At 40.3% G+C, this 12,673-nt stretch carries 12 protein-coding genes, 2 tRNA genes and 1 pseudogene; 4 read left to right on the top strand and 11 right to left on the bottom strand.

Features of this window, described 5'->3' with window-relative positions:
- Positions 1–61: 61 nt before the first annotated feature.
- The 4 genes from CWC14_RS17275 to dnaQ all read right to left on the bottom strand — a co-directional run bounded on the left by CWC14_RS17275 (position 62) and on the right by dnaQ (position 2,425).
- Positions 62–138, bottom strand: a tRNA-Asp gene (locus tag CWC14_RS17275).
- Between the two features lie 27 nt (positions 139–165).
- A tRNA-Asp gene (locus tag CWC14_RS17270) sits at positions 166–242 on the bottom strand.
- Positions 243–340: 98 nt separating this feature from the next.
- The gene (locus tag CWC14_RS17265; protein WP_138564122.1) at positions 341–1,702 is read right to left on the bottom strand and encodes a TIGR03503 family protein; all 1,362 of its coding nucleotides are present in this window, start codon (positions 1,700–1,702) and stop codon (positions 341–343) included.
- 9 nt (positions 1,703–1,711) lie between these two features.
- Complete coding sequence (dnaQ, locus tag CWC14_RS17260; RefSeq protein WP_138564120.1) at positions 1,712–2,425, bottom strand: DNA polymerase III subunit epsilon; 714 nt, start codon at positions 2,423–2,425, stop codon at positions 1,712–1,714.
- A 68-nt stretch (positions 2,426–2,493) separates the two neighbouring features.
- On the opposite strand from dnaQ, the gene rnhA reads away from it, so the two are divergent.
- Positions 2,494–2,958: a ribonuclease HI gene (gene rnhA / locus CWC14_RS17255; protein WP_013464557.1), complete on the top strand. Its 465-nt coding sequence runs from the start codon at positions 2,494–2,496 to the stop codon at positions 2,956–2,958.
- A 14-nt stretch (positions 2,959–2,972) separates the two neighbouring features.
- Here rnhA and CWC14_RS17250 read toward each other — a convergent pair whose 3' ends face one another.
- Entirely contained in the window at positions 2,973–3,734 is a 762-nt protein-coding gene (locus CWC14_RS17250) for a class I SAM-dependent methyltransferase (RefSeq protein WP_008465729.1), read from the bottom strand.
- A gap of 53 nt (positions 3,735–3,787) precedes the next feature.
- Here CWC14_RS17250 and gloB point away from each other — a divergent pair, with 53 nt between their 5' ends.
- Both gloB and CWC14_RS17240 read left to right on the top strand, forming a co-directional pair.
- Positions 3,788–4,561 carry a hydroxyacylglutathione hydrolase gene (gene gloB, locus CWC14_RS17245; RefSeq protein ID WP_138564118.1) on the top strand — a complete coding sequence of 258 codons (774 nt, stop codon included), beginning with the start codon at positions 3,788–3,790 and terminating at the stop codon, positions 4,559–4,561.
- A 184-nt stretch (positions 4,562–4,745) separates the two neighbouring features.
- Complete coding sequence (locus CWC14_RS17240) at positions 4,746–6,323, top strand: lytic transglycosylase (protein ID WP_138564116.1); 1,578 nt, start codon at positions 4,746–4,748, stop codon at positions 6,321–6,323.
- 51 nt (positions 6,324–6,374) lie between these two features.
- Here the strand turns inward: CWC14_RS17240 and CWC14_RS17235 are convergent.
- Positions 6,375–7,741: pseudogene (locus CWC14_RS17235) on the bottom strand (Gfo/Idh/MocA family protein).
- A 162-nt stretch (positions 7,742–7,903) separates the two neighbouring features.
- On the opposite strand from CWC14_RS17235, the gene CWC14_RS17230 reads away from it, so the two are divergent.
- Complete coding sequence (locus tag CWC14_RS17230; RefSeq protein ID WP_138564114.1) at positions 7,904–9,517, top strand: M28 family metallopeptidase; 1,614 nt, start codon at positions 7,904–7,906, stop codon at positions 9,515–9,517.
- Between the two features lie 230 nt (positions 9,518–9,747).
- Here CWC14_RS17230 and CWC14_RS17225 read toward each other — a convergent pair whose 3' ends face one another.
- The 5 genes from CWC14_RS17225 to CWC14_RS17205 form a co-directional block, all read right to left on the bottom strand.
- Positions 9,748–10,695 (bottom strand): EAL-associated domain-containing protein, encoded by a 948-nt coding sequence (locus CWC14_RS17225; RefSeq protein WP_013464552.1) that lies wholly within the window; start codon positions 10,693–10,695, stop codon positions 9,748–9,750.
- 231 nt (positions 10,696–10,926) lie between these two features.
- Positions 10,927–11,142, bottom strand: a complete 216-nt coding sequence (locus CWC14_RS17220; RefSeq protein WP_013464551.1) for an EF-hand domain-containing protein — start codon at positions 11,140–11,142, stop codon at positions 10,927–10,929.
- A 69-nt stretch (positions 11,143–11,211) separates the two neighbouring features.
- On the bottom strand, positions 11,212–11,424 hold the full coding sequence (locus tag CWC14_RS17215) for an EF-hand domain-containing protein (RefSeq protein ID WP_008467121.1): 213 nt from the start codon (positions 11,422–11,424) through the stop codon (positions 11,212–11,214).
- Positions 11,425–11,584: 160 nt separating this feature from the next.
- Complete coding sequence (locus CWC14_RS17210) at positions 11,585–11,767, bottom strand: EF-hand domain-containing protein (protein ID WP_138564112.1); 183 nt, start codon at positions 11,765–11,767, stop codon at positions 11,585–11,587.
- Positions 11,768–12,376: 609 nt separating this feature from the next.
- Positions 12,377–12,592 carry a TIGR02450 family Trp-rich protein gene (locus CWC14_RS17205; protein ID WP_033103890.1) on the bottom strand — a complete coding sequence of 72 codons (216 nt, stop codon included), beginning with the start codon at positions 12,590–12,592 and terminating at the stop codon, positions 12,377–12,379.
- Positions 12,593–12,673 lie beyond the last annotated feature (81 nt).

Here is a 12,673-nt window from a genome sequence, read left to right as displayed (position 1 = left end):
ACCAACTGAACTACCACTCCATAATAAGAATATGTTTTACAACCATATGTTGTGTAAGTGTTGGCGGAGTGGACGGGACTCGAACCCGCGACCCCCGGCGTGACAGGCCGGTATTCTAACCAACTGAACTACCACTCCAGCGCATACTTACAAATTGTCGAAAATTGGCGGAGTGGACGGGACTCGAACCCGCGACCCCCGGCGTGACAGGCCGGTATTCTAACCAACTGAACTACCACTCCGCATTTTCGTTGCTGTCTGAGTCTCCCCTGACAGCGGCGTGAATAATACGAACCAGCCCCTACTTCGTCAAGGGCTTTTTTGTTTTTTTACAGGTTTTTTAGTCATCTGACATCGAAAGGTTTAAAATTTCACCTGTTTTGTCATTTTTTGAGCCATTTTCTGCATCAGTTGTTTTTTGCTGTTCAGCTTTTTTTGACTCGGTTGCTTTCTTTTTCTTTAAAAAAGCAAAATTCAATTTAAGTTTTAATGGTTTGTTCTGCACAAAAACACGAATACATAACCAACCTATAAATAAAATGGCCAAATTTCCACCAACAATTAAACTAACCATTACACCGGTTGCCATTACTTTTGGTTTTATAACAGGCTCTGGAATATTTTCTTCCTTAGTGAGGCTCGCTTTTGGAATTTCAGGAATAACTTCTATCGGTCTTTCTATTTCAAATAAATAGGTTGGCAACGTAGCCATAAACTCTCTGTCATTTACTGTTGAGCCAAACACAGAAATTTCAATGTTGTAACGTCCCCATCCGTAATCTTGTAAAGCCAGTTCTCTTACTGCGGTGTTATTAGTGTCTAAGTAAAATACTTGCTCTTCATTATTGGGATAATAAATTTTCCCTTGCATGATCACGGTTTCAGGCTTTAATAACTTTTCATCAATATTTATGGTAATACGGTGATCATCCCCCTCTTCGGTTGCTTCAACTGAGGTAAAACTAAAAGGCGGCTCATGCACAACTATCGTGTCTTGAACAACTCGTCGCTCAAGGACATCGGTGGTAATATAAAATTCTGGCCGCCACTCGCCTGGAGTAAAATTTAAAGTAAACTCACCCGTAAACACACCGTCTTTTGCACTTTCATCAAATCCGTAGCCATCGTCTTTAAATTCAGTAACTTGCTGTATGCCCGCTCCAAAATTTTCATTATTAGTACTCACAAAACTCACATTGAGCGATACCGCATCTTTGAAAAGATTAGCGCGAATGGGCTCGCCATCATTTAAAATCTCACCGGTTACCTTTACAGTTTCACCCTGAAAAAGAATCTTAGGGAGTGGATCAACCTTAAGCGATAGCTCACCAATTACAACAATACGGCTCTGTGGCATTATTTGGCCAATAACTTGCCATGGCCCAGGCATAGGGTTGCGAATAACCACTAGATCGTAATTTAATTCGTCGTACCAATCTAGGCTGGTGTTTTTTACCGCATTGGTTGCAAAGTACTTAGTGCCATCGGGTCTAACTAAAATAACGGCAGGCGAGCCAGGACGTCTAAAAAATATTAATTTTATTTCATCAATTTTGTCATCTATACGAAAACGGTTATCCAGTAACGGTATTTCATTTTGTTTTCCGCTGCCTTTTAACTCTTCAACTTGTTTAACGCTGTGTGCATCGGGAATGAAGCACGCAGCGATTAAAAACAGTGAAACTACTAATAGCGTTTTCATAATAGTGCCTTATTCAGCGCGCCATAAACAATGGCCGCCCTCCTTTTGTACAATGTCTAAACGTGATTGATGTGCGCTTTGCTCTGCTTCGCTTGCTGCTACAACAACCAATGGGGCTCTATCGCTGTTTAAGCGCCTAATACCGCCCTTTTGATCTTCACTTGAGTCATCTTTATTTTGATTAAGATTTAGCTTTACTTGTCCCCCGGTCATTGCCAGGTAAACATCGGCTAAAATCTCAGAATCCAGTAAGGCGCCGTGTAACGTCCGCTTAGTGTTATCGACATCGTAGCGACGGCAAAGCGCATCTAGGTTGTTCTTTTGTCCTGGATGCAAGTCACGCGCCATTTTAAGGGTATCAAGTACCCCACAAAAACTATGAGTGTTTTGATAACCTTGATTTAATAACGCAAATTCATTATCCATATGGCCAATATCGAACGGCGCGTTATGAATAACGAGTTCTGCGCCTTTAATATAGTCAAAAAACTCTTGGGCAATATCTCGAAAAAGCGGTTTATCGCGTAAAAATTCGTTGGTAATACCGTGAACGTCGATCGCTTCTTCTTCAATGCTGCGTTGTGGATTTATGTAAACGTGAAAATTTTTGCCGGTTAACCGACGATTCATTAGCTCCACACAGCCTATCTCAATAATACGATGCCCTTGTTTAGGGTCGATGCCGGTGGTTTCTGTATCTAAAACTATTTGTCTGCGTGCCATATCGAATTAAGCCTGACTCTGGTATCTTTCTATAATCACTTTATTGTACATAATATCAAGGTAAAACAGTGCAAAAAACCGTAGAGATTTACACCGATGGTTCGTGTTTAGGTAATCCAGGCCCCGGTGGTTATGGTATTTTTATGATTTATGAAGCCCACGAAAAAAAATTAAGTCAAGGTTACAAACTCACAACAAACAACCGCATGGAAATGCTAGCTGCCATTGTTGCGCTAGAATCACTTAATCGTTCATGTCCTGTTACCCTGACTACCGATAGCCAATACGTAAAACAAGGCATTGAGTCGTGGATCACCAATTGGAAAAAACGCGGTTGGCAAACCTCTGCTAAAAAGCCGGTTAAAAATGTCGACTTATGGAAACGTCTCGATAAAGCCTGCGCCGAGCACGATGTTACTTGGAAATGGGTAAAAGGTCACAGTGGCCATAAATATAATGAAATTGTTGACGACCTTGCCCGTGATGCGGCCAGCGGCAACAACTTAATTGATGATGAAGGTTACCAACCGTAACCCTCAATATCGCACTATTTTTTATTTTGCTGATAATGTTGCTTTGAGGTCTGCCTAAGCCCTACTCCTTTTATTGGCGCAAATTGTGGCCGTGCATGCCACTTAGGTTTTATTGGCGTAAGTGGCGCAACACGCTTTCGTGCCACCAGCAAATATACACTGCCCATAGGTTTTAAATATTGCTTGGTAAAGCTGCGCCAAAACGCAAACCGCGACAACCGGTTACCGCGTGCCAACGATGAATAAATAAAGCGTTCATCGGCCACAATTTCAAACCCAAGCAAATTAAGCCAGTCTTTAACGCGTGCAGGGGTAAAAAAGCGCCCTGTCCACGGTAATTTTTGACCACTAAATGGCAGTAATTGCGCTAACCCACAAAAGCTAAAAGGATTAAAACCGGTAATGGCAATATAACCTCCGGGAATAAGCGTACGATGAGCCTCACGTAATATATGATGCGGATCTGAGTGATACTCTAAACAATGGCTCATAATGCACGCATCTATACTGTGCTCATAAAAAGGCAGTTCGTCTATGTCAGCCACCACTCCGGTATAAGGGCCTGGCTCTGCAACGCATACTTGATGCTTAATGGAACTTTTGCTGGTATCTAACTCGCCACTTAAATTACCCAATTTAAGCATATGATAGCCAAACATACGTGGTAACCACGGCGACAATTTGCGTTCTATATCACAACGTAAATAATCACCATGCGGAAACTGTTGCCATGACAACGGTTTGGGGCCTTCTTGAAAACTAAGGGCTGGTTTCATTATATAAGCTCGTTATAATATTAATTAAATACCACTTTATAGAGCAACGATACATGGTGCAAGTCAAAGCAATTAAAGCCTTTTCTGATAACTACATTTGGTGCTTAACCACCGAGCATAATAATCAAGCGTGGGTGGTTGACCCTGGCCAATCTGCGCCGGTCACTGAGCATTTAGCACAGTATAATTTAACCCTAGGCGGTATTTTAATAACGCATCATCATTATGATCACACTGATGGCGTTGCCCAATTAGTAAAACAGTATCCAAACGTTGAGGTTTACGGCCCAAGTAACAGTCCATTTAAAGGAATAATAGAGCCTTTAAATGAAGACCAAACGATTACCGTTTTAGGCACCTCATTTAATATTATCACCACGCCTGGCCACACACTCGATCATATTTGTTATGTTAATGATGCACTTGCCTTTACTGGCGACACATTATTTAGCGGTGGTTGTGGGCGCTTATTTGAAGGCACTCCAGAACAAATGTGGCATTCATTTAATAAACTTAGTGCACTACCGAGTGATTGCAAAGTGTATTGCACTCATGAATACACCCAGGCGAATTTGGCGTTTGCAAAAGCGGTTGAGCCACGAAACCCCGAGTTACTCGCTTACAGCCAGCAAGTGAATGAATTGCGTGATAAAGATGAAATAACGTTGCCAAGTACCATAGGCCATGAGCTGAAAATTAACCCTTTTATGCGTAGTAATTTGCCAAACATTACAGAATTAATACCAAAAGAATATTGTTTAGTTACAAAAAACAATGAACCTTGGGAAAACTTTGCTAGTCTGAGAAAGTTCAAAGATCATTTTTAATTTGGGGCTGTTGACCTTTCAAGGTTAAACATGCGCTAACAACAATAATAAAACGATTAGTTAATAAACAATAAGTTAACATTTTCTAATCATATTTGTTTGGAACTTTTAACGGTCATAAGTGGCAATGTTGGCTCATTATGGGTAGTATTCGCCGAGTTTTTTACCCTATGTATTGGTATTTATGAATAAATTTCCTCTTTTATTGGTCTTAGCGATGACGCTAAGCGGTTGTCAAACACTGACAACGTTAAACACAGATTCACAAAATCAGGCACTAGACCAGCTTGAAGGCGCAAGCCCAAACGATATTAGCACGGCGCTGATGATGAACGCGCAATATCAACAAGTGAACGATATCGAAGAGGAAGCCCCTGTGTTTGACGATGTTTGGGAGCGTATTCGTTACCAATTATCTATCGATATTCCCCAAAATCGCCCAGTGGTCGCTGAGCGTAACTATTATGCGCGCCATCAAGCATACTTAGATCGTATCTCTAAACGTGCTGAGCCGTATTTGCACTTTATTGTTGAAGAAATTGAAAAGCGTGAAATGCCAATCGAAATTGCACTTTTACCTATAGTAGAAAGTGCTTTTGACCCTTATGGCTACTCGCATCGCACCGCATCGGGTATTTGGCAATTTATGCCAGCAACCGGCGAGCGTTTTGATTTAAAACAAAACTGGTGGTATGACGGCCGTCGCGACATTGTGCAATCAACTCGCGCAGCGCTTGATTATCTCTCATACTTACACAAAACCCTTGAGGGTGACTGGCTGAACGCAATTGCAGCTTATAACTCAGGTGAAGGCCGCTTACTGCGTGCGATTAAAAAGAATCGTAAAAAGCATTTACCAACCGATTTTTGGTCACTTGATTTACCTCGTGAAACCACTGCCTACGTGCCTAAATTATTAGCATTAGCCGATTTATTAAAGCGCGCTGATGATTTTAATGTGTCATGGAAGCCTATTATTAACGCGCAAGTGGTTGAAGTGGTCAATATTGAGTCACAGATTGATTTAGCGCTGGCAGCCGATATGGCTGACATGACCCTTACCGAGCTATACAGACTAAACCCTGGATTTAACCGCTGGGCAACAGACCCTGATGGCCCACACTTTTTATTAATACCCACCGATAAAGTAGAGCAATTTACAGAAAAATTGGCTGCAACTGACATTAAAAATCGTCTTCGCTGGCAACAATATAAAGTAAAAAAAGGTGATAGCCTGTCGGTAATTGCCAGTAAATTCACCACTAGCACCAATGCAATAAAGTCATTAAATAAGCTTGATTCAAGCGTAATTCGTGTTGGCCAACAAATTTTAGTACCACTCACTGATGGTAAAATTAACAGTGAACATTTACCTCAGCAAGTACGTGCGGCCGCTAATAAAAGTTTACGCACTAAACTTTCTCATACGGTAAAAAGTGGCGATACCCTATGGGATATTAGCCGCGAATACGATGTAACTATGAGTGAATTAGCTAAGTGGAATAAGCTGAAAAAAAATGCAGTGCTGCGTTTAAATCAAAAATTGGTTGTTTATAAATCAGCAAATCAGCCTAAACAGTCAGCGAATAACACCAACCGCACCATTACTTATAAAGTGCGTCGGGGTGATTCATTAGCGCGTATAGCCTCTAAGTTTAATTTAACCGTGAGCGATATAATTAAATGGAATGACTTGGCTGGGCAAAAATACTTACAGCCAGGCCAAAAGCTTAAACTCAAGGTCGATGTGAGAAGTAGCTAATAAACATAACTAATAAATAAAAAAAGAGCGCACGCGCTCTTTTTTATTGGCTTAGCTTACAATGCCCAAAGGCTGTGCGGTTTGCCATGCCCCGCGAGTAAAATCGGGAATATCTATTGAGCGGCTACGCTCACTCACAGATTGGGCTGATAACGGCGAAATAACCGACCATGCCGCCCCATCATAAACGTCTTGATCTAGCGGTTCACCATTTCTTAAGCAGTAAATCATCCGCCAAAACATTAAAAAGTCCATGCCACCGTGACCACCATTGCGCTGCGCCTCTTCACCCATTTTTGTCCATAAGGGATGGTCGTACTGCTCATACCATGCGCTCATATCATAATCCCACTCATGAAAACTTTTTGAGCCACCAGTTTCAAGGGCAATACGATTAGGGAAACCTGCAAACACGCCATTCGTGCCTTGTATTAAGTTATGTCGTGAGTACGGTCGAGGGTTGTCGTATCGTGCTGCACCATAATACTGCGCCCTTTGAGAGTTTTAATCAGCGTCGTGTTCATGTCACCGGTAATATAATTGAGCTGGTTACGGGGGGGATCGGCAGCAAACTCACGTTGCGCATAGGCGCTTCGGCCAAGTGAAGGTGAGCTCATTGAGGTTAAAAAATCGAACCGATCGCCACGATTTATATTCATGTATTGCGATACCGGCCCTAATCCATGCGTAGGATATAAATTACCGTCACGTCTTGCATGCCACTGCGTTCGCCATAAGCCTGTTTTGTGCTCAAGCTCTTTCATTTGCCAGCGCAGTTCATGAATATACGCCACTTCGCCATGTAACAGCTCCCCAAATACACCTTGGCGTACCATGTTTAATACCATTAACTCGTCGCGGCCGTAGTTAACATTTTCCATCATCATGCAGTTTTTTAGCGTACGCTCTGCGGTATCGACAATTTGCCACATTTCATCAACAGTCAGTGCCAGAGGCACTTCAACAAAAGCATGTTTTGCGCTGTTCATGGTATCGATAGCCATTGGCGCATGCCATGCCCATGGTGTTGAAATAATCACAATATCAATATCTTGTCGTTCGAGCATTTGTTGATAAGCGCGCTCACTGCCACTATACAATGCAGGCTTTGCCACTCCCGTATCAACTAAATAATTAGCGGCACGTTCTAAAACCTCTGTATGAGTATCGCAAATAGCCACTATTTGAGTGCCTTCAATGTGGCTCATACGCTTTACATGGCCATACCCGCGCTGACCCACACCAATAAACCCTACTCTCACCACATCCATTTTAGGTGCGACCAAACCGATAACGGAGCGCCCTTGTTGCATAGGCGCGCTAGTATGAACACTGCCACTAGATGCACAGCCACTAACCACACCTGCAGCAGCTACACTGGCTGCCTTTAAAAAATCCCGACGATTAAATTGCTTCATTACTTATCCCTTTTGTTATTATTTTTAACTTACCTAATGGCGATTAATGGCTAAAGGGCCAAAGAGGTAAGCTGCATAAAAATAGGTTTAAAAGGGATAAAAATTCGCATTGTGTTATTGTTTGGGGTTATAGTCGAAAAAAATATTATTTCCTAACTTATTATGTCTTATATAAAAACCATCACATTTTTTTTAGTTATTGTACTAACGGGTTGCTCAGAGTCTGCAACCCCCACTTCCTCGCTCGAAAACAGTCCGGGCGTTAGTTTAAATAATATAAAACAGCATATTAAAACCCTTGCCTCTGATGACTTTGAAGGTCGCGGTCCATTAACATTGGGTGAAGTAAAAACCGTTGGCTATTTGAGTGAACAATACAAAGCCATAGGGTTAACTGGTGCCTATAACGGTGATTTTTTACATCCGGTTAAAATGGCCATGATCACCGCAGATCAAAACATGCAATTGACCATGGGTGATTTAAGCTTTAAAGGGGGTAAAGACTTTACTGCTCGTACTAAACAATTACAGCCTGTTATTGATGTTCGCAATTCTGATGTGGTCTTTGTCGGTTATGGTATAAATGCCCCTGAATATAACTGGAACGACTACGCCAATATTGATGTAACTGGTAAAACCGTTATTGTGCTGGTAAACGATCCGGGCTTTGCCACTCAAGACGATACGTTATTTACTGGTAATGCCATGACTTATTATGGTCGTTGGACTTATAAATATGAAGAAGCCGCGCGCCAAGGCGCTAAAGCGGTATTTATTGTTCACGAAACAGCTCCTGCCGCATACCCTTGGGGGGTAGTTGAAAGCTCAAATACCGGCACTAAATACAGTCTAATGGATAACAACCTCAATGCATCTGAATTGCCCGTTATGGGCTGGCTAACACTCGATGCCACCGAGCAAATATTTGCATCAGCACACTTAAACTACCAACAATTAAAACAACAAGCACTCGGTGAGCAATTTCAAGCTAAAGCGTTGAATTTAAAAGCGACCCTTGCATTTAAAAACGAAGTGTCACATGCAAAATCACATAATGTGGTCGCAAAAATCACAGGCAGTGAAAGCCCAGATGAATACATCGTTATTAGTGCCCATTGGGATCACTTTGGCACTAAACAAACCGACAGCGGTCCTAAAATTTATAATGGCGCCGTTGATAACGCATCAGGCACCGCGGCCACCCTTGAGATTGCTCGAATAATGCAAAAAATGCATCAGCAAATACCGTTTAAACGCTCGATTATTTTTGCCAACTTCACCGCCGAAGAAACCGGTTTAATTGGTTCAGCGCAGTTTGCCTCTGGTGACGTGATCCCAACAAAGAATATGGTTGCCCTACTAAATATTGATGGGATGAACGTACTCGATAGCACCGACTATATTTTACAGTACGGTAAAGACCTCTCGACTATGGAATACTATTTAGCTAAAGCCGCAAACGCGCAAGGACGTCAAGTTAAACTGGATCCTCGTGCGCAAAATGGCTTATTTTTTAGATCGGATCATTTTTCACTCGCTAAACAAGGTGTGCCAAGCTTACTGTTTATGAGCCTAGGTGATACCGATCCTGACTACATCACTCATAAATACCATAAAGAAGCTGACGATTACTCAGCTGATTGGTCATTAGGTGGGGTAAAACAAGATGTAGAACTGATTGTTGATATAGCCTCACAACTGGCGAATAACGGTGATTGGCCAAAATGGACAAGCGAGTCTGACTTTAAAGCCAAACGCACCGCTGACAAACAATAAATACAATTAAACATTACTACTTAACCTGAACTCTGGATAATAAATCTATCTCAAGCAGCTATTTTCAGCGCTAACTGCGTTGAATTTACTTGCAATAGGCTAGCTATTGACGCGTAATTTCGCCTTGTTTTCACTGGAAATCTCTGGCTAGAGAAAAATAAACAAATATCATTTTTGATTCAATACGTTAGTAAATCTCTTAACCAGAGTTCAGGTTACTTAAAATCCTCCTACTCGGAGGATTTTAGTTTTACCCGTGCCTGTGTAAGCAATTTTTCAGCTTTTGCCCCTAAATACACATATATCGCTAAAGCAATTAAAAGTCCCACCACTGCAAGCATCATCGCTATAGCTGGCATTAAATACTCTGATTGCCCTAATGCGGCTTTAAACATAGTGAGTAGTGCTTCAATTGATATAGCAATTAACACGGTAGAGATAAACCGGGTAATGGTTCGTCGTGTTGATGAGTGTCTAAAAATATCTTTATGCATGAGGATTTCTTCTTCAAGAATTGTTTTGCCAAGATCAAAAACAGCCAATGCTAACGTGATATAAATAATGATGCTAAAGGGCTCTAGGGGATCGGACGAACTATTTACGTGAGTTATTAATTCATAGATGTCGATAAATACGATGTTGAGTAAAAAAAGCACCAAACTAAATAAGCACGCCACAATAATGCCATAACCTGCTTTAAAATAAGGTGACATAGTCGCACGTGCGGTATCACCCATCACAAACTCAATAAGCTGCGTTAAACTTACATCAACAACTAAATAATGTTGATTATTGATAGGTTTGTTTAATTCTTTAATCGCAGATATACATAAATGGTTGGTCGCAATAGAAATATAAGGCGCAGTAAAACAAATAGCATTACAGGCTTTTACATTTAAAAAATAAGGCCGCTCACTTAAATCCTGATTATTGCCTCTCTGTGCTAATTTTTTATTGTAGGCACGTTTAAAACAAACGTTATTGCCCTGTTGTGAGCCCTTCTCGTCCAAACAGTATTGTAATTCTAAAAAAGGATAATGCTTTGTTAAATAGCGCATATCACGATTATTAGCGATGCCGTCATCTATACTCATTAAAATTGATTCTAATAAGCTATGTATTATCTGCTCATATTCGTTATAGCGCTCAACACTACTTATATAACTCATTCTCGCCATAGTTAGGCTCCTTAAATACCCTAATCAACAGCTAAGCAAGTTTAAAACCAAAAATTAAAGAATATAAAAATCAATAGATTAAATTAAATACATTGATGCCATTGCACTATTTTAGTGACAACTGCACACACTATTTCTCGCCACGCACAAAAAAGCAGCTGAGTATTTACTACTTAGCTGCTTTTTATGTCTCGTTTATAAATTACATAAACGCTTTCATCCGTAATGTAATTACTGAATTTTTGCGAATTCTTCTTTTGAAAGCTCACCGTTGCTATCAACATCTAAATCATCAAATAATTGAGCTAGTTGTGAGTTAGCTTGTGCTTCAGACTGGCTAATAACGCCGTCGCCATCAGTATCGAAAGAATCAAAGTCAACCGCAGCAAAAGCCGCTGAAGATGAAGCAAGTGCTATTAAAGCGAGTGTTTTAGTAAATGTTTTCATAATTAATCCTTAGGCTAAATGCCTTAATTAAAATGGTAAGAAGTCCTTTTCAAAGATCCTTAAGGGAAACTAGTACGCTGAAAATTCGTCTTTAGAAAGTTCACCATTACCATCTACATCTAGCTCTGCAAACTGCTCCATAAGCTCAGCAGCAACCGATGCCTCTGCTTGGCTGATGGTGCCACTGCCATCTACATCAAGCGTTTCAAAGTCTGTGCTTGCAAATACTGCAGATGAAGAAGCAAGCGCCATTAATACCAGTGTTGATTGTAACTTTTTCATAATATAATCCTTCAAAGTGTGCAATGTTCGTCAAATAAAAAATAATTGGCTCAAAACTATCAACCTCATATCCTTGCGATTCTTTGTCATAGGCTCCCTTGCCTATTTAGGTTGTCTTGGGCAACTCAGAATCAGTAGTAGTATTGAGCACTAAAGCTGGTTACGCCTTAGAAAACTCTGCTTTAGATAACTCACCGTTTTGGTCAGTATCAAGCTCAGTAAACTGGCTCATAAGTGAGGCGTCAACTGATGCTTCAGCTTGGCTAATAGCGCCGTTGCCATCCACATCGAGTGTGTCAAAATCGGTTGCTGCAAAAGCCGCTGATGAAGAAGCTAAAGCCATTAATACCAGTGTTGATTAAAGTGTTTTCATAATGTAATTCCTTCATTAGGTTGTGCGATAAAAGCGATATGCTTTATCACGTTTTTTGCTAAATACAGCTTAGGTACTACAACTTCGATGCCATGTTTTTAAAGTTATTTAAAAACATGCAGTTAGGATGATTTTTAAGCATTTTAATAAAAATAAACCATGATTTTGTTGCTTTTTAGCAACAACCACTGAGGCTGAAATAAATAAACATTTAAAATCAATAAGTTAAATTATAATAAAAAGAGACATGGGAATGAAAAAACCGGAAAAATCATGTTTAGAGCAGTTATGAGAATAAACCGACTCTGAACACATGCGCCATGCTTACTTTAACAATGTAAAATAGTATATATAACGCATTGAAATATAATAACTAAAATAATTTTTCTATTATTTTTTATAAAAACGTTTGAAGAACGATTTAAAAACTATCGTTTTGTTGCCAAATGGCGAATTGGGATGAAAACAAGCTGTAATAGAGGAGAGTCGCTAGCAATGTGTTGCTCTAAAAATCAATAAACTAGTCGCTCACACTCATAAGGGCTATGAGCATGAGCAATGTGTTTTACAAAGTCTGCTTTATTTCCAACCTTGCAGCCATTTTTGTTGATCTTTTAAATCGCGCCACTGAATTGGGTATTGGTTTTTTGACATTACCGCCTCAGTGATACATTCAACGACGTTGCCGTCTTCATCAAACTCAACCTCAACAATAATAAAATGTTTTTCCTTATTAATTGCTGGGATCGCTGTCCATTTACTATTAAGCAGTTTTTTAGGATTTAATTTATTCATACTACGCCTTCTAAGTTTTCTGCTTGAACATACGCATCAGAGCCATTTTTAGTTTTATTAATCTAGGGTCTGTTGACCTTT

It is taken from the genome of Pseudoalteromonas sp. S3260 (assembly GCF_005886925.1).
GTDB lineage: Bacteria > Pseudomonadota > Gammaproteobacteria > Enterobacterales > Alteromonadaceae > Pseudoalteromonas > Pseudoalteromonas tetraodonis.
Note: the sequence above shows the minus strand (reverse complement) of the source record. Positions and strands in the feature narration are given on the sequence as shown.